This is a genomic window from Bacillus sp. RC252, from assembly GCF_044909215.1.
GTDB classification, from domain to species: Bacteria; Bacillota; Bacilli; order Bacillales; family Bacillaceae_G; genus Bacillus_A; species Bacillus_A mycoides.
Genome location: NZ_JBIYDV010000014.1, coordinates 96,018 through 116,129, shown reverse-complemented (window position 1 = coordinate 116,129; position 20,112 = coordinate 96,018). Strand labels below are relative to the sequence as shown.

Sequence of the window (20,112 nt, the reverse complement as noted above, 5' to 3'; positions counted from 1 at the left end):
GGGATCCCAATTAAAGTTTTTTAAACCTAATTGGACTTACCATTAAGAGAGCGAGGATTAATGTAATCCATGCATTGCTATATGAAAACAATCCCATACCGGCCAATGGTAATCCAGCAGCTGGAATAGGTAATCCCTTAAAATATCCAATGGTTGGTTTTACACTAAATTTAGCTAATCTTAAAGCACCCATCGTTGGGAAAAGGATAAATGCCAAAGAAGTTAAAATAGATGGTGTTGCTATCGAATGAAATAGAAGTGCAGGCGCAACTCCGAAACTAACAATATCAGCTAAGGAATCCAATTGTACACCAAACTCACTGTTCACTTTTAATTTTCTCGCAATTCTTCCATCAAGGAGATCTAAAACAGCTGAAAAGAAAATAAAAATGGAGGCTACTTCCAAATAGTCACTCATATTCATGGTAATTGAAAAAACACCGCACAATAAATTTCCAATCGTAAATAAATTGGGTACAGCTTTTACTATCTGATTGAACAAGGTTGTCCCCCCTAAGTTGATCAAACTTCACATTTATGTAGCATTTTCTATATATTCTTCCGTTATTCTTGAAAATATATGACCACTGTATGCTAAGTAAATTTCGACAAGAGAAAAGCCGATTTCCTGTACGTTATGTTGTTTTATAAACATGTTTGATCAAAGGTAAGTCTATTCTCTCTAAAAGTTGCATTATATCTTCATATAGTCATAAAATTAATCTGTGGTCGAAAATGCGTAAAGAGCTGCTAGAATGAATTACTGAGAATACGAAGAATAAAGGAGAGAAACGGAGTAAAAACTAAAAAAATTAGATAAGGAAAATGGAGAGATGAATTAAATGTTAAAGATCATTAAACATTTAAAACCATTTGTTACTTCCATCATTGCAGTTGTATGTCTTTTAACTGTGCAGGCAGTATGTGATCTATCACTGCCAGACTATATGTCTAACATTGTCAATGTAGGGATTCAACAAAAAGGTGTAGAAAATGCAGTACCTGAGGTTATTCGTAAAAGTGAAATGGATAAACTTACGCTCTTTATGAATGAAAATGAGAAGAAAAAAGTAGCTGACAACTATGCGCTTTTAGATAAGAACAACCTCTCTCAAAGTGAACTAAAAAATGACTTAAAAGATTATCCACAGCTTGATAAAGAGCCGCTTTATAAGCTACATACAGAAGATAAAAATATAATTAACGAACTTAACAATATCTTTGGGAAACCAATGTTAATTACACAAGGAATTGAAAAAGGAGGCGCATCTGCTTTCCCTCCTGCTGCGACGGGTGACAACAAAACACCAGCGAAGCTTCCGCCAAATACAGATCCTTTTGCAATCATTGCGAAACTTCCTCAAGATCAAATCAATGCAATGAAAGAAAAGGCAGATGAAAAGTTTAAGAATATGCCAGGCAGCATGGTAACACAATCAGCCGTTTCATTCATTGAGAATGAGTATAAAAAGATCGGTATCAATATAGATAAGCTTCAATCTAATTTCATTCTTACTTCCGGCGGGAAAATGCTGCTTTTATCCTTAGTAAGTATGGCAGCTACCGTTATCGTGAGTTTACTTGCTGCAAAAGTAGCTGCTGGACTCGGCAGAGACCTTAGAAAGAAAGTATTCCGGAAAGTTACAAACTTCTCGAATGCGGAGTTTGATAAGTTTTCCACTGCATCTCTAATTACAAGAAGTACAAATGATATCCAGCAAGTTCAAACACTTATGGTTATGATGCTTCGCATTGTATTCTATGCACCAATTTTAGGTATCGGCGGCATTATTAAAGTACTTACTACAGATCTTTCAATGGGATGGATTATCGCAGTTGCGGTAATTGCGATTTTAAGCTTAGTCATTGGTTTATTTAGCATCGCGATTCCTAGGTTTAAGCGTATCCAAAAGTTAGTAGATAAAATTAACTTAATCACTCGTGAATCTTTAACAGGTATGCTCGTTATTCGTGCTTTTAATAATCAAAAACATGAAGAAAAGAAATTTGAAAAAGGAAATCAAGATTTAACAAACACAAATTTATTTGTAAGCCGTTTAATGTCATTTATGATGCCAATGATGATGTTTATCATGAATGCCGTTACTGTACTTATTATTTGGGTTGGATCACACCAAGTGGATATGGGACATATGCAAGTTGGTGATTTAATGGCATTTATGCAATATACAATGCAAATCATCATGGCCTTCTTAATGATTTCAATGGTATCTATTATGGTTCCGCGTGCTTCAGTTTCCGCACAACGTATCGCAGAAGTTTTAGATACTGACATTACCATTAGTGATGTAAAAGAGCCGAAAACATTTGCTTCAGACAAGAAAGGTTACGTTGAATTTAAAAATGTTGGCTTTAGATACCCAGGTGCAGAAGAAGATGTGCTTTCCAATATCACCTTTACTGCAAAACCTGGTGAAACGACAGCTTTCATCGGAAGTACAGGTAGTGGTAAATCAACATTAATCAACTTAATTCCACGATTTTACGATGTCACAAGCGGCCAAATATTAATAGATGGCACGGATATTAGAGAAGTATCTCAGAAGGAATTAAGAGAGAAAATTGGTTATGTACCGCAAAAAGGAGTTCTATTCTCAGGTACAATCGAGAGTAATTTGAAATACGGTAAGAAAGAAGCAACTGAAGAAGAACTCGCAAAAGCGGCAGAAATCGCGCAAGCTATGGAGTTTATTAACGAAAAACCTGAAAGCTTCCGTACAGAAATATCACAAGGTGGTACGAATGTTTCCGGTGGTCAAAAACAAAGACTTTCTATTGCACGTGCTCTTACGAAAAAATCGGAAATCTTCATATTCGATGATAGTTTCTCAGCTCTTGACTTTAAGACAGACGCAGCATTGCGCAGAGCTTTAAACAATGAGATTACAGGAAGTACTGTTTTACTTATTGCCCAAAGAATCAGCACAATCATGAATGCCGATAAGATTATTGTACTTGACGAAGGAAAAATAGTTGGAACTGGTACTCATGAAGAGCTTATGGAAAACTGTGAAGTTTATAAGCAAATTGCTTTATCACAACTTTCAAGAGAGGAGTTGTCATCATGAGTGATAAAAAAATAGAAAATAGAAAACAAGGCGGTCCTGGTCCTGGCGGTGGCGGTCCTATGGGCGGCGGCATGAGAAAGATTGAGAAGGCAAAAAACTTCAAAGGAACGATGAATAAACTCCTTCAATACTTGAAGCCCTATAAATTATCAATCTTAGTCGTTATCCTTTTCGCAATCGGTAGTGCAGCCTTTACAATCGTTGGTCCAAAAATTTTAGGAAATGCGACAACAAAACTTTTCGAAGGACTCGTAAGCAAAGTATCAGGAGCACCCGGTGCGGCCATTGACTTTACCTATATCGGAAACATTGTTATTTTACTTCTTGGATTATATATACTGAGCACTGTGTTTGGTATTATCCAGGGGTACATTATTTCTGGAGTAGCTCAAAAAGTATCTTATAACTTCAGAAAAGAAATCGACGAAAAAATTAATCGTATGCCGCTGAATTACTTTGATAAAACAACGCACGGCGAAGTATTATCGAGAATTACAAATGACATAGATACGGTGAGCCAAACGTTAAACCAAAGTATGTCGCAAATCATCACATCCGTTATTACAATCATCGGTGTACTTATCATGATGTTATCCATCAGCTGGCAAATGACATTAGTGGCGCTTTTAATATTGCCAGTATCGATGATTCTCATCATGGCAGTCGTAAAACGATCACAAAAATACTTCAAATCCCAGCAAGAATATTTAGGACACGTAAACGGTCAGGTCGAAGAAATTTATAGTGGTCACAATATCGTAAAAGCCTTTAACAAAGAAGAAGAAGAAGTAAAAAAATTCGAAAAGGTAAATGATACCCTTTATCACTCCGCATGGAAATCTCAATTTTTATCTGGAATGATGATGCCGATTATGACATTTATCGGTAATATCGGTTACGTCGCTGTATCTATTTTAGGCGGATGGCTTGCGGTAAAGAGAACCATCGCAGTTGGAGACATTTTAGCCTTTGTGCAATATGTTAGAAGCTTTACGCAACCAATCGCTCAAGTAGCGCAAATCGCGAACGTACTTCAATCCACTGCAGCTGCTGCAGAAAGAGTCTTCGAATTTTTAGAAGAAGAAGAGGAAGTGCCAGAAGCAGAAAATCCAGTGAAGCTGCAAAAAGTTCAAGGAGAAGTTACCTTCCAAGATGTTCAATTTGGATACAATCCAGATAAGATCATCATCAATAATTTCTCATCTAACATTAAACCTGGACAAAAAGTAGCAATCGTCGGACCAACCGGAGCTGGTAAAACAACGATTGTAAAACTGTTAATGCGTTTCTATGACATAAATAGCGGTGCAATATGTATCGACGGTCACGATATAAAAGACTTCACGCGAGAAGACCTACGCAACATGTTTGGTATGGTACTGCAAGACACTTGGCTATTTAACGGCTCCATCATGGAAAATATACGTTACGGTAGACTCGATGCTACAGACGAAGAAGTAATTGAAGCAGCGAAAGCAGCTCACGTTCACAGCTTCGTAAAAACATTACCAAATAAATATCAAATGGAACTAAACGAAGAAGCAAGCAACGTATCCCAAGGACAAAAGCAACTACTAACAATTGCACGCGCCCTTCTAGCGGATCCGAAAATATTAATACTCGATGAAGCAACAAGCTCCATTGATACTCGTACAGAAGTACTGATTCAAAAAGCGATGGAAAACCTTATGGAAGGTAGAACAAGCTTCATTATCGCTCATAGATTATCAACAATACGTGATGCAGATTTAATCCTTGTCATGAAAGACGGGGATATTGTAGAACAAGGTAATCATGAAGAGTTATTAAAAGCTGATGGTTTCTATGCTTCGCTTTATAATAGTCAGTTTGAAGGTGCGGATGCTTCTTGAGTTAGGTGTCCCGAAAGTCCATTTAAATAACTAAAACCCACGGTGAAAATTCATTTTCTTCGTGGGTTTTTATCATTTTTAAGGTTCTATTTGAAATTTAAAGATTAGATAATAATATTATTACTTTAAAATGCAGAAAATAGACTAGTAAACAAGCTGTTTTTGTTTTTTAGCATAGAATATGATGAATCCAAGAGTTAAGAGGAGGTAATTATATTTATGGGATGTAATGGTAATTTCAGACGTGACCGAGATTGTGATAGATTTTGGGATGATTTAATGTTCTGCAGACGCAGACATAGAGATTGTGATGACCGTCGTTGTAGACGTGACCGTGACTGCGATTGTGATGAATGCCGTCGCAGACGTAATCATGATCGTGACTGTGATCGCGATAATCGTCGAGAATGGTAAATTCCTTTCAATGAGTGCGTTTCTTCACAGCACTCGTTTTTTTATTTATGGGTTTTCTGAACTCTTTATTGATGATATATAAAATACGAAGAATGTAGTTGTAATATATGGTTGTACAAAAATCTTCTCCATTAATTGTTGCACAACGGATAACCGGTTTAATTAAAGGGAATTATCAAAAAGGGTACTATAAAGAAATAGATAAGGAGTGAGCAAGCGATGGACAACATGATTAATACGGGCAGCTTTGGTTTACAAAGGGGACCTGCTCAAAAAACGGTTGGCCAGTATTTGTTCGATTGCCTGAAACTGGAGGGCATAACCGAAATTTTTGGTGTCGCAGGGGACTATAATTTTACACTTCTTGATACTTTGGAGTGTTATAACGGCATCCGTTTTATAGAAGGACGAAATGAACTAAACTCGGGCTACGCTGCAGATGGCTATGCAAGAATCAAAGGAATATCGGCTCTTATTACGACATTTGGGGTCGGGGAGCTCAGCGCATGCAATGCGATAGCGGGAGCCAACAGCGAGCATGTGCCAATAATACACATTGTGGGTGCCCCTCCTGAGAAGGATCAAAAAGAGCATAAGCTGATGCACCACACCTTAATGGATGGAAATTTTGACATCTTTCGCAAGGTGTATGAGCAGATAACGGCTTATACTGCCGTGCTTACACCAGAAAATGCCAAGATTGAGATTCAGACTGCGATTCGCATTGCTAAGGAAAAGAAAAAGCCGGTATACCTGGTTGTGGCTAATGATTTAGTGACCAAGCCGATTAAAGTCTGGACAGAACCGGCACCACCACGTCCAACATCCAACCCGAATACCCTTCAGGCTGCAGTGAATCATGTCCGTCTGCTTTTGGAACGTTCCCACCGACCAGTTATCTTGGTGGATGTGAAAACGATGCGATTCGGCCTTCAGACAGCGACTCGGCAGCTAGCCGATGCAATGAATGTGCCTGTTGTAACGATGATGTACGGGAAGGGCGGATTCGACGAGAACCATCCAAATTATATCGGAATGTATTTAGGCTCTTTCGGGAGGACTGAAGTCCAAAGTACAGTGGAGAATGCAGATTGTATCATTGCGATTGGTATGGTATGGGCGGATACAAACACCGCAAGTTTTACCGCAAAGCTGAACCCACTGATAACTGTCAATATTCAACCAGATATAGTTAAAATCGCTGAGGCGGAATATCCGAATGTTCTTGCAGCCGACATGCTACTTGCTGTGCAGAAGTTGAGTTATACGGGCAAAGGTTTGACAAAAAAATTGTCATTCCCTTATGAGCAATTCACAACTATTGCCGACGGACCTCTAATGGCGGACGGCTATTATCCACGTTTTCAGCGCATGCTGAAAGAGGAGGATATTGTAATCGCCGAGACCGGAACGCTTTATTACGGAATGGGAGAGATAAGACTGCCGGGCAATGTAACATATATTGGACAAGGTGGATGGCAGTCCATCGGTTACGCAATCCCTTCGGCGTTTGGTGCTATTATGGCCGCGCCGGAACGCCGAGTATTGGTGTTTACAGGTGACGGTGCCCTGCAGCTAACGGTACAGGAAATCAGTTCTATGCTCTATTACGGCTGCAAGCCTATAATCTTTGTTTTGAACAACGATGGTTATACAATCGAGAGATATTTAAATGTCAAAACAGAGGATCAAAAGTACAACGAAATCCCTCAATGGTCTTACACCAAGCTGGCCGAAGCTTTTGGAGGTAACGCGTTTACCGTTACGGTCCGGACCTATGGAGAGCTTGATCAGGCTATAATCCATGCTGAAAAGGAAAGCGCCAAAAGACTCTGTATTATTGAAATGATCGCAGGGAATCGAATGGACGCACCTGAATATATGCGACGGATGCGTAGTTATATGGAGAAGCAGGAAAAGCAGCGCAGTCAGAACTAGTATCCAATTCCCTAGTCCCTAATTGAATACTAATCGAACAGTTTTAATCATACTCTTTTAATAAAACGCAATTAAAGGGGTGTAAAGTGAGTTGACAAAAGTTAAGGTTAGTTTACGGCCCATTGCAAGTAAGTTCAATTTACCTACTGTTTTGAAAACAACTATACTACCAGGTGACTCAATTGAAAGGTTATTTATTGCAACCCAGGTAGGAGAAATCTTTTACATAGGAGACGGAGTTATAAGGAATTTTTTAGATATTCGCCCGCGAATTATCAAATTAGGCACGTTTGAAGAAGGTGTCTCTAGTAGCGGTTATGATGAACGCGGATTGCTAGGACTAGCGTTTCATCCACAATTTTATCAAAACGGTTTATTTTACCTTCATTATTCAGTAGCTGGCACTCAAGGTCCGGGTGCCCTTTCTGAGCCTTTTAAACCTAATCCGTGTGATCCGAAAACTTTAAACTTAAAGTGGGTAAATAGAGATACTCAATATGATCATATTGATACGGTTGAGGAATGGATTTTACAATCACATAGTCAACCTCAAAAACGGCGGACATTACTTAACATAAGAAGGCCCTTTTTTAATCATAACGGAGTCAATAGTTTAAACTTTTCACCTGAGAGTGGAAAACTTGTTTTTACAAATGGAGATGGTGGATCGGGTTATGATCCATTTAATTTAAGCCAGGATGATTTAGAAATAGCGGGCAAAATAATTGAAATTGATGTAAGTAAAAATACATTCATAAATAACCCTCCAGTAGTTACACGCTTTAATGAGTTTCCTTTATCTATACAAGAAACACTTACAGTAATTGCGAAAGGAGTTCGGAATATAACAGGTATTTCATTTCAAAGGTTTTATAATCAATATATCAAATATGCTGGAAATGTCGGGCAGGATATTGTAGAGTCTATTTTTTCGTTTGTTCATTATAAACCCATACCGGTTACCGAACTTGTTCAAACGCATTTAATGAGATCCACTCCCAATCAAGATGGATTTATTAATTTTGGTTGGCGAGGATGGGAAGGAGAATTTCCTACTTCTTTTATAAGGCACTGTTCTGAGAATCCTACTTTGGATGAGAGAACAATGGCTTATTATAATGAAACAATAGAAACATCAGTGAGGCGCATACAGCCCCTAATTAGTTATTTTCATAAAGATTCCAGAGCAGATAAGTTTGGAGGAACCTCACTTACAGGAGTACAACCATATATGGGAACTACAATTCCTAGTTTAACTGGTAGTATCGTGTTTACTGATCTTGCTAAGAAAGAAGAATTTCAATCTCCAGTAAAGGGAGTGTTAGCTTTTACTAGAGCAGCTCTAGACGGGAAACGTAATGATTTTCATGTTATTGAAACCAATTATGATTTTGGTGCTCAAGCAGCTTATTATATGAGCTTGGGAACAAACGGAGATCAAACTAGATTATATTTAGGGGTTTATGGATCTATGAAAGTAACGGATTTTAACAAAGGTACTATTTTTGAAATTGTTCCATGATACAGTATAAACTCTTAGTCTAAAAATATATGGAATTCATACTTTTTCAAACGCACGACTTAGCGCCTCTTAAAAAAACTTCTATGGATAAACATCTATTGTATAGTGATTCCTAACAAGCAGAAAGCGGAAAGTAAAACATAACCAATAAGTATATGAATAAAAATAGAAAGTGGTGAATTAGGTCTCTTTAGGGGGGAATTTGATGAATCGCTTTAGAAGCTATTGGTATCAATGGATGATAGAGCAGGATGCGAATTTTGTTCATAAAAGAAAGGTGACGCCTGCAAGTAGGTTAATCATTACAGCATTACTCGGTTCACTTGTTGCTATTTTTCAATCTGCGGGGAACTTAATCCCTGGAATTGGGTTATTTATTAGTCCTTTCGCGACGCTACCGATTTTTCTGGCTATTTGTTATTCTATTCGTGAGGGAGTACTTTCTTACATTCTTACTATTTTCCTATTATTCATTATTGAGCCAAGTGAACTAATTGTCTTTCCCTTTACTACAGGATTATTAGGTATAGCGTTAGGAGTATCCTTTTTACAATTCAAGAGGAGGATTTGGGTAATTTCCTTCTCAGCGATATGTCTACTTATAGGAATTATGATCATTCTCGATATATTCCGCTTTCCTGTACTTGGTCCTACTATTCATACGACTATGGATATAAAAGTTATTACATTAATATTTATACTGAGTTTTCTATACTGCTGGATCTATGCAGAGCTGTGTAGAATAATAATGAATAGAGTATATAAAGCATGGTCTTAACAATTGTATAAAATCTTTTTGAACGAATACACTTTCTCATATATTTTCAAAGATTGGAGATGTAAGCCATGTATAACGTTGAAATTAGAAGGCCGAATTCGGATGATATAGATGAACTATACTTGTTTTTCCGTATAGTTATTACGAATACATATAAAAATGAAGGGTTATCCCAATTATTAGATGACATAGAAAATGAACTTAACACGAAAAAGCAATATTTGAAAAATGATTTTGATAGTAATGGAGAAAGTCGTTACTTTTTATTAGCAATAGATACAAGTAACGATAAAATCATTGGAACGATTGAAATCGGTCCAGCAAGTACATTGATTAATAGTTGTACAGACGGTGCACTTAAGGATTTGTATGAAATAGGAACTGTATTTATACTTCCGGAGTATCAAAGAAAAGGTATAGGGAGTTTACTACTAAATACAATGTATCTTACATTACTTAGCAGAGGAAGAACCGAATGCTGTTTAGATAGCGGATACAAAAAAGCACAAAGTATATGGACAAAAAAGTTTGGAAAACCTAGTTATATGCTGAAGGATTATTGGGGCGAATCAAACGATCATATGATTTGGAGAAAAAGTTTACATGATATACCTATAATATTTGAATTATAAAATGAAATATCTCTCTTAACATAGCTTTTCTTACATACTTATGCTATTATTTATCTTTATAATAAAAGAGGACGTGAATGAACTTGATTAAAATTAATATTCCTGAAGCTGATGTTTCAATTACTGAACGTAACCAAGTTATTAAAGGAGACGAGCCATTAATTACTCCAATTAACGGTTTTATCGATTTCCACTTGTTCCCTAGAGATAAAGGCGGCATTTTTATGTTTTACAATATTAATGACGAACTTCTTTTCGTAGGTAAAGCTCGTAAAATTAGACAACGTATTAAAAAGCATTTTGAAGATAATGTTTCACCAATCAAAAATAATCGTGATGAAGTATACCGTATCGATGCATGTATCGTAGAAGATCCAACTGAAAGAGAAATTTACGAAACTTACATCATTAATAAGTACAAAGCGAAATATAACGTTGATAAAGTGTTTTATAAATAAGTAAAAAAAACAATCCTAGCACATATACTAGGATTGTTTTTTTGTGTTTCATTCTTCATTTCTTTCTCCTTTTTTAAAATGATTAGCAGCAATTAAACAGAAAAGCCCTATAAATAAAATTATAATTCCAAGCGTTTTATGCTTTCCTTCAAAAAAAGGAATATCTGAAATAACATTTGTCATACATAACCCTATAAACACAAGGATAGGTCCTGCCCACAGTAATACATTGCCGAATTTCGTATGTTGCCACATAGTAACCCTCCTTACTCCTTTTTACATATATATCCATGAAATAAAAGTAAATTCATAGAGAAAAATAGTTTTTTTCATATCGAAAATTGAACCTTCATATATTGGTACAAGCAAACGAGAAAGGGGACCATCATGAATTGGTTAGAAGCTTTTATATTAGGGATAATACAAGGTTTAACAGAGTTTTTGCCGATTAGTAGTACAGGACATCTTTATTTAGGAAGGCATTTGTTTCAATTAGATGAAGCTGGATTATTTTTAGATACGATGCTGCATATCGGGACTTTGCTTGCAGTGTTTATTTATTACAAAAAAGAATTTATATACTTAATTAAAAATCCATTTTCAAAACTAATGTTATTACTTATTGTTGGGACGATACCTGCAGTTGTAATCGGATTGTTATTTAAAGACTTCTTTGAAGATATTTCAAAAACAGGTATTACCATTGGATGGGAGTTTTTAGTGACAGGTTTCTTTCTCTATATGGCCGATAAACAAAAAAATGGTCGTAAAAAAATGGATGACATTACATATAAAGATGCATTTATCATCGGTTCATTTCAAGCGGCTGCTATTTTTCCGGCAATTTCCCGTTCTGGTATGACAATCGTGGCTGCATTATGGAGGAAGCTAGACCGTGAAACGGCTGCTTACTTTTCTTTTTTATTATCAACTCCAGCCATTGTTGGAGCTATCATTTTGCAATTTGTAGATGTTTATCAAGGGAAAGCAGAATCTATTTCTAGTACATCTTTAATTGTCGGCACGTTATCAGCAGCGTTTTTTGGTTACATAGCTGTTTCATGGATGATTCAATATTTAAAACGTCACTCCTTAAAAGTATTCGCGTATTACGTATGGGGATTAGGTATTTTAATTTTAACGTTGCAATTTACTCATGTGTTTTAATTTCGTAATTCTTCGTTTAGATCCTGTTTCATTCATACAAGGCAGGATCTTTTTTCATTAAGGGGGAAAATATGTTTAATAAGGCTATCGTTATTGGCGGAAGTATAGCAGGAAAACTCGCAGCAAAAGCATTATCAACTTCTTTTAAAGAAGTAATCATTATAGAAGTCGGTGAAAGATGGGATGGAAAAGCTTTGAGAAAAAGAGTTCCACAAAGTAATCATCCTCATGTGTTATTAAAAGGCGGAGAAAATGCAATCGAGGAATTGTTTCCTACTATTACTAATGAATTAATAGAAGCAGGCAGCATCGTAAATAACTTTACTCGTGATATAAAATGGAATCAATTTGGTTTATGGAAACAGCCATTCATAGGAGAAGTGCATATGATTCAACAAAGTAGGCTTTTGATTGAATGGCATATTCAAAGACGAATACATCAAATTTCAAATATTACAACTCAGTTTGGAACATTGGTTGAAGGGTTATTAGTAGATGGAAAGCTTAACAAAGTATGTGGAGTAAAAGCTAAATGTTTAGAGACTGGCATGCAAGAAGAAATTCAAGCAGATATTGTTGTTGATGCGAGTGGATTCGGTTCAAAAAGTATAGCGTGGTTACGTGAATACAATATCGAAGTGCAAGAAGAGAAAGTGCGTATCGATTTATTCTACGCAACTAAAATGTTTAAACTCAAAGAAAATGAGAAATTAGACTGCTGTAATATGCTGATGTCTCCAAGTTTCCCGGACAATCCGTATGGTGTACTTATTCAAACGATTGAGGATAATCGTTATTTTGTTACTTTCAGTGGATACGCAAATGAGAAAGCACCACAAACAGATGATGAGTTTTATGATTTCGCTGAAAATCTATCAATCCCTAACGTGACAGATTTTCTAAACAAAGCGGAGGCAATTTCAGATATCAAAACGTACAAAATTCCTTATCAAGTACGTCGGCGATTTGATTTAGTTAATCATTTACCAGAAGGCTTGTTAGTAGTCGGAGATGCACAATGTCGTTTTGATCCCGTTTTCGGGCAAGGAGTTTCAGTTGCGGCTATGGAAGCTCACCGATTGCAGTTGCTTTTACAACGGAGACAAAGGCTTGATAAAGCATTTACACAGCAGTTTTATAAAGAAACTGCTAATATCATACAAACTCCTTGGGAAATGACTACAACGGAAATATCACGTCATCCTCAGCTAAAAAGAAAATTAACGATAAAGCAAAAATTTCAGCTATGGTATACGAAACAAATATATCAACTATCTGCAAGTGACTCTGACGTTTATATTCGATTAGTAAGAGTGATGAATTTAATTCGTAGTCCATTTCACCTATTTCATCCGAAAGTGCTACTCGCTGTATTACTGATGCGAAAGAAATAGCAGGAAAATTATCGGTTAAAAAAGAATGTATAACAGTTAGTAAATCAAGAAGGGGTAAACGGGATGAAAATATACATAGAACAATTAAAGAATCAAGACGCTGAAGATTTATTTAACTTTGAACTAACGAACAAATCATTTTTTGAAACAATGGTACCAAGTCGTGGCTCTAATTATTACGTGTATGAATACTTTCAAAAGCAACTTGACGAACTATTAAAAGAACAAACTGAGGGGATTTCTTATTTTCATCTCATACGTAATACAGAAAAAGAAATTGTAGGACGTATCAATTTAGTTGATGTAGATAAGGAAAAACGAATTGGGTCGTTAGGCTACCGAGTTGGAGAGAAGTTTACTAAAAAAGGAGTTGCAGCAGCATCTGTAAAATTGATTTTGGCTCAAGCAAGAGTCTATGAAATTAATGAAATACATGCTATGACAACAACAAATAACATAGCTTCACAAATTGTATTAGAAAAGAACGGATTTTCTCGTGAAAAGGAAGCGGAGACAACTACTGTAGATTTAAACGGGGAAAACGTAAATTTCGTACATTATATTTGGAGGACCGCTAAGGGTTAAAGATAATAGGGAGGGACATGTACATGAAGGATTTACGTTATCCAATAGGTCAATTTACTTATGTAGGAACTATTACAGAAGAAATAATTGATAAATGGATTCAAGAAATTGAGGATTTACCTAATGAACTAGCAAGAGCGATAAAAAATTTAGATCAGAAGCAGTTAGATACACCGTATCGCGTCGGTGGATGGACTGTTCGTCAAGTTGTTCATCATGTTGTTGATAGTCATATGAATAGCTATATACGCTTTAAATTAGCACTGACAGAAAAGAATCCAACTATTAAACCGTACAAAGAAGAAAAATGGGCAGAGCTACCTGACTCAAAATTACCAGTAGATGTTTCACTTGTAATGCTAGATTCATTACATAAAAGATGGGTTAACTTATTATATTCTTTAGAACCAGCAGATTTAGAAAAGACATTTAATCATCCTGAATCAGGAGAAACAAAACTTGCTGCTGCAATTGGACTATATGCATGGCACGGTCGTCATCATACAGCTCATATTACTTCTTTAAGAGAGCGTTTAAATTGGTAACATTAGAGAAGGCGACAGAAATTGATGCAGAGATTATATTTCAAATGCAAGTAGAATCATTTAGTTCATTATTAGAAAAGTATAAGGACTATGAAACAAGTCCGGCAAATGAACTTATTGAAAAAACAATTTCAAGAATAAATAATCTGGACGGTGGATTTTATAAAATTTTCGTAAACACGAATCTTGTCGGAGCGATATGTATATCACGTAAAGAAGGGGCATCTAAATTTTGGATCAGCCCGATGTTTATTATTCCAAACTATCAAGGGAACGGAATTGCTCAAAAAGTATTAATTTTAATCGAGGAGATGTTTCCTGAAATAACGACTTGGGAGCTTGCTACAATTTTAGAGGAAGAGCGAAATTGTTTTCTATACGAAAAGATGGGATATATAAGAACGGAATTTAAAAAGAAATTAAATGATAAAGCAACTTTAATTTATTATAAAAAAGAAAGGTAAAGCACATTTTAAATGCTTTACCTTTTTGTACTGTTTTAGATTAAATATACAATTTAAATGTATATTCTTCCAAAAAGTTCGGGTTAGTAATTTTGAATTCGAATAAATATACAAAAATGAACTATTTCGTCGTATATGTTACTAACGCTTTTTGAATGCTTAAAATACTATCGTCACCTTTAAATTCTTTCGTAATTGGATCATCCATACTAGATACCCAAATTTTAAGCTCTGCATCTAAATCAAAATGCCCAGCTGTTTCAATGCTAAATTGTGTAATGCTTTTATAAGGAATAGAATGATACTCTGTTTTTTTACCTGATATTCCTTGTTTATCTACTAAAATAAGACGACGATTTGTAAATACGATTAAATCACGAATTAATTTATAAGCATGCTCAACTTTTTCATCATCTAGCATAATCTTTTCTAAATCACGTTCAACGCTTTCTGTACTCGCACTTGATGCATTTCCTAAAATACCACTAAATAAACCCATATGAAATTCCTCCTTTATAATATGTGGAATGAGTTTCTTATATTGTACCATGCGAATGACTAATAGATTATGACATTGCTTCAATAGTTTTTTGTTATTATTGCAACCAATTTATATAACCTCATCCTAAAATCTTATGCTAACATATAATTAAGAAAACAGAAGCAGAGGGATATAGCATGAAAAATATCGGTTTAGTATTAGAAGGTGGCGGAATGAAAGGGTTATATACTGCAGGAGTACTCGAATATTTTATGGAAAGGGACTTATTCTTTCCGTATGTAGTCGGTGTATCCGCTGGAGCGTGTATGGGAGCAACATATTTGTCGCGTCAAAAAGGAAGAAATAAGAAAGTAAATACAGAGCTAGTAGCAGATCACAGGTATATATCTTATCGAAACTTAATTCAAAAACGTGAATTATTTGGAATGGATTTTTTATTTGATGAAGTACCAAACAAAATTGTACCGTTTGATTTTCAAACTTTCCTAAATTCAAATGAACAGTTTGTAATCGGAACGACTGATTGCGAATCAGGACAGGCAGTTTACTATAATAAAACAGAACATGGAAATGATATTTTAAAAATTATTCGTGCATCAAGCTCTGTGCCGTTTATAGCACCTGCTGTAGAATATGATGATCGAAAATTGTTAGATGGAGGGATTATAGATCCTATTCCAGTTTTTAAAGCGCAAAATGATGGTTATTTAAAAAACGTTGTTATAATGACAAAGCCAGAAGGATACGAGAAGCAGCGTAATAAATTTTCTGGACTAGCTAAAATTTTATATAGAAGATATCCAAAAATCGCAGAGCATTTAGTAGAACATTATCGTTTTTATAATGAAACTGTATCTTATATGAATCACAACGAACAAAAAGATAATTTTTATGTAATTCAGCCAAGCGCACAGCTTCCTATAAGCGGAATAGAAAGAAATAAAGAAAAGCTCGTTAATTTATATAATCTTGGCTATAAAGATGCTCATAATCATTATGAAAATTTATTGAATTGGATGGAGAAATAAAGGAGTAGAACGTTGGTATTAGGAAAAGAAGTTATTTTTAATGAATTGCAGAAAATGCATAGTCCACTATTTAAACCGTTTCCGTCTCGTGCTACAGGAAAATTGCAGCGAGACTTAAAAAGTAAATTTACAGATGAGGACTGTATAAACGCTGATTTAAATTATTATTGGATGCATACAGCAGCAACTTTAAATTCTGTACTAAATGAAAACGAAGAGAATATTACGTTTCAGCAAATTAAGTGGCTACGAAAATCGTTTTTCGAATGGTTTCCGCAATATTGTTTTCTTGAAACAGAAATTGTAAAGTATCCCATTTTGTATAGAGATTTCATGAATTATGAGAAGGTTCGGAAACTGTTACGTTACTACCTTACTGAATAAAGACGAAAACGCACAGGTTAAATAGCTTGTGCGTTTTTTAGTTCATAAAATATACAATATTTCCAACTTGCTTATATAGGAATTCTAATGAGAAGAAAGAAGTACATATAGAATGATGTAAGGGAGGGAGAATAAGTTTAGTATCCGTTTTCCTTTAAGTTATTCTCCAACTTGAATATAGTTATTTATGTTAAAATATTTCGAGTGAAATCAAGTTCTTAACGATTTTATCAAACATTAAACAAAATAAATTAGAAACGCAGAAGGGACAGCACTAACATGGAAAACGTGTCAAATATAGATAAATTGGAATCAATAAAATCTTTACAATCGACAATTCGTAAACTTGAAAATGCTTTTTCGCAGATGACTCAAAAAGGAGCAAATACTACCTTAGTAAAAAAAAGGCTTAAAGCCGTTTGCATAGGGCTAGCAGTGTTAGAGAACGTGTGGAATCAAGAAAGTCATGGGTATAGCCAAGAAGAGTTAGCAGAAGCTCGTAATGTCCTTGCTGGTTTGCTCCCATCAATTGAGAGAGCCTATGATAAGTCTAAAGATGGTAGTCCTCAAAGAACGCTTTTAACAAGACGGATAAAAGCGTTGGAGCTTTCTATTCAGGAAATTGATAAACTTTCTAATAAATAACTCATCTAAATACACAACATCCTAATCTTAAATTTTATAAAAGCAATCTAGTGAAAAGAAATACAAAGGAGGAAGATGGATGACTTCAATAATTAGTCCAAAGTTAGAGGAACTTAATAATCAATTGAAAAACGGAAACGAGAAAGCTTTTTATACTTTTTTGCATGAAATAAAGTCAAATAATACGCCATTAATAGAACAGTGTCCAGTAGATAATCGGTATAAGCTTATAACGTATATATGGTTAGGGGACCGAAAAACTGAAAACGTTTATGTATTCGGTAGTTTTCCTGGTTGGGATCTGTCTGTAAATCAATTGCAAAGGTTGTTACATACAGATATTTGGTATCGAACGTTTAGAACGGATAAGCGTTTTATTTCAACTTACTATTTTTCAGTAAATGATTTTTTCGAAAATGATTGGATAAAGCGTAGTGAGCAGTACCGACTAGACCGATTTAATGGAAATGTATTTGGAGAAGATGCCAATAAAGCATCCGTGTTAGAAATAGATATGAAAGTGCCGTATGATAGTCGATTTTCTTCTAATCATTATCTATCTGGAGAAATTGAAACATATTCTTTCTATAGTTCAACTTTAAATAATACACGTAAGATTCATATTTATACTCCTCATAATTATTCTCAAACTTCACACCTTCATGAACTTCTCATTGTATTTGATGGGAATTCTTTTATTAAAGACCTTTCAATCACAAGAACACTCAATTATTTAATTTATAAAAAAGAAATTCCGTCTTGTATAGCTGTTGCTATAGATCCTGTTGATCGGCTAGAAGAGCTAACCTATAACGATAAAATGAATACATTTTTAACGGAGGAATTACTTCCGTCGATTCAAGCTAAGTATCACGTATATCAAGAAGAGAGGAATACAACAATTGCCGGTTTCAGTCTCGGTGGCTTAGCAGCTTTTTATGCAGCTCTTCAAAATCCACATATTTTCGGGAATGTGTTGTCAATGTCTGGATCCGTACATTGGAAAAAGGATGGCTTTGAAAATAAAATTCCGTGGATTGAAAATCAAATTACATCTATAAATCCTAATACGTCTCAACCTCATTTTTATTTGGCAGCAGGACAACTTGAAAACGAACCTCTTTTAACGGCTAATAAGCGCTTATATAGAGCTTTAAAAGATAAGGGATACCAAAGACTTATGAAGAGTTTCAAGGCGGTCATGACAGTGTTTGGTGGCGAGAAAAGTTGTTTGATGGATTGAGAGCATTAAAACATACAAAAACCACACTATAAAATAAAAAGGAGAGAGAATCTATGAATCAAGATGAGCTAGATAAAAAACTTAAAAAACAAGAAATTTTAGTTAAAGATGAAAAAGTTTGGTCGTTCACGTATGAGGATCATATTAGTTCTATCGTTAAACAGGCAGAAAAGACAGGAGCGTTTAATGATTTACCTGGGAAAGGGAAACCTCTTAATCTTGATAAAGATCTTTCGTATAATCCTGACAAGCAACTTTATAGAACTTTGAAAAATAATCATGTTTTGCCTAGGTGGATTGAACTTTCAAAGGAAATAGATCATCTAAAAGAAAATTTAAAAGAACTAACGGATAATGCAGAAGCAGCTATGTTAATTACAACTATTAATAAAAAGGTCTCAGAACATAATTTACTTTGTCCGCCCAGTGCGCAAAAAATGAGAGTTAAAACGGATTTTTAGCTTTTTTTAATGAAACCATCTTTTGCAATATAATTGAGGTAGGCATTTATTATTTATCTTTAAAGGGAGGCAGAAGAAATGAAGAATACGTATCAGCTTCAATTACCGAAAGAACTAGAGCAGTATCGAAGTATTTTAGAAGAAAGTGTGAAACCGTATATTAAAGTGTCTGGAACGCAAGCAGAAACAACTCTTTTTGAAAGTAAGTTTGGTGGCTATCCGTATGTACCTATAAATCAAGAGCATCCTAAAGACTCGAACGGACAACCTATGATGCTACTTGCGCAGTTAAACTTTGAAGAAATGCCGCATATTGACACTATGCCTCAAAAGGGACTATTACAATTTTTCGTAAGTGCTGATGATGAACTTTTTGGAATAGATTTTGACCATCCAACTAGCCAAAAAGACTTTCGAATTATTTATCATTCTACAATAACGGAAGATTTAACTAATGTTATTACTGATTTTAGTTATTTAAACACTTTAGATTTAGAGCATTTTATCATACCTGAAGCAGCTAAACTAAAGTTTGAATTGGATTATCAACCAGTAACATCAAGAGATTATCGATTTGAAAAAATTTTTAAGGAAAACATTGATTGGGAAGAAATTGTTGATGAAGAAAATAAAACAAAATTAGGCGAACTGTATGATGATCTATACGAAGATCAAGGGCATAAAATTGGCGGTTATCCATTTTTCACACAGACAGATCCGAGGGAATGGGAAGAAAAATACCAACAATACGATATATTATTGTTACAAATCGATACAGATGATTCATTAAATATTATGTGGGGAGATTCTGGTGTTGCTAATTTCTTTACACGTAAGGAAGATTTATTAAACCTAGATTTTTCCAATGTTATTTACAATTGGGATTGTTACTAAAAATAGATAAATGGATTACTAGCTAGCAAAAGAAATCTTCCTGAAGGTGAGGAGGATTTTTTTACGTTAAAAATAAACGTTATGTTAACTAGAATGAA

General features: G+C 35.0%; 21 protein-coding genes and 1 pseudogene. 19 read left to right on the top strand and 3 right to left on the bottom strand.

All coding sequences use genetic code 11. The features are described from left to right. Nucleotides 1–10: 10 nt before the first annotated feature. Nucleotides 11–502: a CDP-diacylglycerol--serine O-phosphatidyltransferase gene (gene pssA / locus ABH960_RS19950; protein WP_002085344.1), complete on the bottom strand. Its 492-nt coding sequence runs from the start codon at nucleotides 500–502 to the stop codon at nucleotides 11–13. Nucleotides 503–842: 340 nt separating this feature from the next. On the opposite strand from pssA, the gene ABH960_RS19945 reads away from it, so the two are divergent. The 8 genes from ABH960_RS19945 to ABH960_RS19910 all read left to right on the top strand — a co-directional run bounded on the left by ABH960_RS19945 (nucleotide 843) and on the right by ABH960_RS19910 (nucleotide 10,702). Further along, nucleotides 843–3,089 carry an ABC transporter ATP-binding protein gene (locus tag ABH960_RS19945; RefSeq protein ID WP_002200375.1) on the top strand — a complete coding sequence of 749 codons (2,247 nt, stop codon included), beginning with the start codon at nucleotides 843–845 and terminating at the stop codon, nucleotides 3,087–3,089. Then, on the top strand, nucleotides 3,086–4,960 hold the full coding sequence (locus tag ABH960_RS19940) for an ABC transporter ATP-binding protein (protein WP_098988617.1): 1,875 nt from the start codon (nucleotides 3,086–3,088) through the stop codon (nucleotides 4,958–4,960). The genes ABH960_RS19945 and ABH960_RS19940 overlap by 4 nt, the downstream gene beginning before the upstream one ends. Before the next feature lie 219 nt (nucleotides 4,961–5,179). Further along, on the top strand, nucleotides 5,180–5,374 hold the full coding sequence (locus tag ABH960_RS19935) for a hypothetical protein (protein ID WP_002141916.1): 195 nt from the start codon (nucleotides 5,180–5,182) through the stop codon (nucleotides 5,372–5,374). A 219-nt stretch (nucleotides 5,375–5,593) separates the two neighbouring features. Then, the gene (locus tag ABH960_RS19930; RefSeq protein WP_078422420.1) at nucleotides 5,594–7,312 is read left to right on the top strand and encodes an alpha-keto acid decarboxylase family protein; all 1,719 of its coding nucleotides are present in this window, start codon (nucleotides 5,594–5,596) and stop codon (nucleotides 7,310–7,312) included. A gap of 91 nt (nucleotides 7,313–7,403) precedes the next feature. After that, nucleotides 7,404–8,834: a PQQ-dependent sugar dehydrogenase gene (locus ABH960_RS19925; RefSeq protein ID WP_404447791.1), complete on the top strand. Its 1,431-nt coding sequence runs from the start codon at nucleotides 7,404–7,406 to the stop codon at nucleotides 8,832–8,834. Between the two features lie 205 nt (nucleotides 8,835–9,039). After that, a complete protein-coding gene (locus tag ABH960_RS19920) occupies nucleotides 9,040–9,612 on the top strand; it encodes a YybS family protein (RefSeq protein WP_404447789.1) in 573 nt (190 codons plus the stop codon). Between the two features lie 68 nt (nucleotides 9,613–9,680). Next, on the top strand, nucleotides 9,681–10,244 hold the full coding sequence (locus ABH960_RS19915; protein ID WP_404447786.1) for a GNAT family N-acetyltransferase: 564 nt from the start codon (nucleotides 9,681–9,683) through the stop codon (nucleotides 10,242–10,244). 77 nt (nucleotides 10,245–10,321) lie between these two features. Then, complete coding sequence (locus ABH960_RS19910; protein WP_002013261.1) at nucleotides 10,322–10,702, top strand: nucleotide excision repair endonuclease; 381 nt, start codon at nucleotides 10,322–10,324, stop codon at nucleotides 10,700–10,702. 48 nt (nucleotides 10,703–10,750) lie between these two features. Here ABH960_RS19910 and ABH960_RS19905 read toward each other — a convergent pair whose 3' ends face one another. Next, nucleotides 10,751–10,957, bottom strand: coding sequence for a hypothetical protein (locus tag ABH960_RS19905; protein ID WP_002136543.1), 207 nt, complete (start codon nucleotides 10,955–10,957; stop codon nucleotides 10,751–10,753). 132 nt (nucleotides 10,958–11,089) lie between these two features. Between ABH960_RS19905 and ABH960_RS19900 the strand changes: the two genes are divergently transcribed. The 5 genes from ABH960_RS19900 (at nucleotide 11,090) to ABH960_RS19880 (ending at nucleotide 14,857) form a co-directional block, all read left to right on the top strand. Beyond that, on the top strand, nucleotides 11,090–11,869 hold the full coding sequence (locus tag ABH960_RS19900) for an undecaprenyl-diphosphate phosphatase (RefSeq protein WP_002065719.1): 780 nt from the start codon (nucleotides 11,090–11,092) through the stop codon (nucleotides 11,867–11,869). Between the two features lie 71 nt (nucleotides 11,870–11,940). Further along, nucleotides 11,941–13,263, top strand: a complete 1,323-nt coding sequence (locus ABH960_RS19895; protein ID WP_404447781.1) for an NAD(P)-binding protein — start codon at nucleotides 11,941–11,943, stop codon at nucleotides 13,261–13,263. Between the two features lie 63 nt (nucleotides 13,264–13,326). Beyond that, on the top strand, nucleotides 13,327–13,848 hold the full coding sequence (locus ABH960_RS19890; protein ID WP_404447778.1) for a GNAT family N-acetyltransferase: 522 nt from the start codon (nucleotides 13,327–13,329) through the stop codon (nucleotides 13,846–13,848). Nucleotides 13,849–13,871: 23 nt separating this feature from the next. Continuing rightward, nucleotides 13,872–14,393, top strand: coding sequence for a YfiT family bacillithiol transferase (locus ABH960_RS19885; protein WP_219302409.1), 522 nt, complete (start codon nucleotides 13,872–13,874; stop codon nucleotides 14,391–14,393). Beyond that, complete coding sequence (locus ABH960_RS19880) at nucleotides 14,333–14,857, top strand: GNAT family N-acetyltransferase (protein ID WP_404447775.1); 525 nt, start codon at nucleotides 14,333–14,335, stop codon at nucleotides 14,855–14,857. The genes ABH960_RS19885 and ABH960_RS19880 overlap by 61 nt, the downstream gene beginning before the upstream one ends. Before the next feature lie 121 nt (nucleotides 14,858–14,978). Here the strand turns inward: ABH960_RS19880 and ABH960_RS19875 are convergent, their stop codons facing one another. Next, nucleotides 14,979–15,356 carry a PH domain-containing protein gene (locus ABH960_RS19875; RefSeq protein ID WP_002065713.1) on the bottom strand — a complete coding sequence of 126 codons (378 nt, stop codon included), beginning with the start codon at nucleotides 15,354–15,356 and terminating at the stop codon, nucleotides 14,979–14,981. A 179-nt stretch (nucleotides 15,357–15,535) separates the two neighbouring features. On the opposite strand from ABH960_RS19875, the gene ABH960_RS19870 reads away from it, so the two are divergent. The 6 genes and pseudogenes from ABH960_RS19870 to ABH960_RS19845 all read left to right on the top strand — a co-directional run bounded on the left by ABH960_RS19870 (nucleotide 15,536) and on the right by ABH960_RS19845 (nucleotide 20,014). After that, a complete protein-coding gene (locus tag ABH960_RS19870) occupies nucleotides 15,536–16,387 on the top strand; it encodes a patatin-like phospholipase family protein (protein ID WP_404447772.1) in 852 nt (283 codons plus the stop codon). A 12-nt stretch (nucleotides 16,388–16,399) separates the two neighbouring features. Further along, on the top strand, nucleotides 16,400–16,771 hold the full coding sequence (locus ABH960_RS19865) for a YxiJ-like family protein (RefSeq protein ID WP_404447769.1): 372 nt from the start codon (nucleotides 16,400–16,402) through the stop codon (nucleotides 16,769–16,771). Nucleotides 16,772–17,050: 279 nt separating this feature from the next. Next, a complete protein-coding gene (locus ABH960_RS19860) occupies nucleotides 17,051–17,416 on the top strand; it encodes a hypothetical protein (RefSeq protein WP_404447766.1) in 366 nt (121 codons plus the stop codon). Between the two features lie 79 nt (nucleotides 17,417–17,495). Next, a pseudogene (locus ABH960_RS19855) lies at nucleotides 17,496–18,691 on the top strand (alpha/beta hydrolase-fold protein). A gap of 21 nt (nucleotides 18,692–18,712) precedes the next feature. After that, on the top strand, nucleotides 18,713–19,120 hold the full coding sequence (locus ABH960_RS19850; protein ID WP_113936396.1) for a DnaJ family domain-containing protein: 408 nt from the start codon (nucleotides 18,713–18,715) through the stop codon (nucleotides 19,118–19,120). 78 nt (nucleotides 19,121–19,198) lie between these two features. Further along, nucleotides 19,199–20,014, top strand: coding sequence for a YwqG family protein (locus tag ABH960_RS19845; protein ID WP_404447763.1), 816 nt, complete (start codon nucleotides 19,199–19,201; stop codon nucleotides 20,012–20,014). The last annotated feature ends 98 nt before the right edge of the window (nucleotides 20,015–20,112 follow it).

Coding starts and splice junctions, on each gene's coding strand:
- ABH960_RS19945 (WP_002200375.1), top strand. CDS start 843: ATGTTAAAGATCATTAAACATTTAAAACCATTTGTTACTTCCATCATT.
- ABH960_RS19940 (WP_098988617.1), top strand. CDS start 3,086: ATGAGTGATAAAAAAATAGAAAATAGAAAACAAGGCGGTCCTGGTCCT.
- ABH960_RS19935 (WP_002141916.1), top strand. CDS start 5,180: ATGGGATGTAATGGTAATTTCAGACGTGACCGAGATTGTGATAGATTT.
- ABH960_RS19930 (WP_078422420.1), top strand. CDS start 5,594: ATGGACAACATGATTAATACGGGCAGCTTTGGTTTACAAAGGGGACCT.
- ABH960_RS19920 (WP_404447789.1), top strand. CDS start 9,040: ATGAATCGCTTTAGAAGCTATTGGTATCAATGGATGATAGAGCAGGAT.
- ABH960_RS19915 (WP_404447786.1), top strand. CDS start 9,681: ATGTATAACGTTGAAATTAGAAGGCCGAATTCGGATGATATAGATGAA.
- ABH960_RS19910 (WP_002013261.1), top strand. CDS start 10,322: ATGAACTTGATTAAAATTAATATTCCTGAAGCTGATGTTTCAATTACT.
- ABH960_RS19905 (WP_002136543.1), bottom strand. CDS start 10,957: ATGTGGCAACATACGAAATTCGGCAATGTATTACTGTGGGCAGGACCT.
- ABH960_RS19900 (WP_002065719.1), top strand. CDS start 11,090: ATGAATTGGTTAGAAGCTTTTATATTAGGGATAATACAAGGTTTAACA.
- ABH960_RS19895 (WP_404447781.1), top strand. CDS start 11,941: ATGTTTAATAAGGCTATCGTTATTGGCGGAAGTATAGCAGGAAAACTC.
- ABH960_RS19890 (WP_404447778.1), top strand. CDS start 13,327: ATGAAAATATACATAGAACAATTAAAGAATCAAGACGCTGAAGATTTA.
- ABH960_RS19885 (WP_219302409.1), top strand. CDS start 13,872: ATGAAGGATTTACGTTATCCAATAGGTCAATTTACTTATGTAGGAACT.
- ABH960_RS19880 (WP_404447775.1), top strand. CDS start 14,333: ATGGCACGGTCGTCATCATACAGCTCATATTACTTCTTTAAGAGAGCG.
- ABH960_RS19875 (WP_002065713.1), bottom strand. CDS start 15,356: ATGGGTTTATTTAGTGGTATTTTAGGAAATGCATCAAGTGCGAGTACA.
- ABH960_RS19870 (WP_404447772.1), top strand. CDS start 15,536: ATGAAAAATATCGGTTTAGTATTAGAAGGTGGCGGAATGAAAGGGTTA.
- ABH960_RS19860 (WP_404447766.1), top strand. CDS start 17,051: ATGGAAAACGTGTCAAATATAGATAAATTGGAATCAATAAAATCTTTA.
- ABH960_RS19850 (WP_113936396.1), top strand. CDS start 18,713: ATGAATCAAGATGAGCTAGATAAAAAACTTAAAAAACAAGAAATTTTA.
- ABH960_RS19845 (WP_404447763.1), top strand. CDS start 19,199: ATGAAGAATACGTATCAGCTTCAATTACCGAAAGAACTAGAGCAGTAT.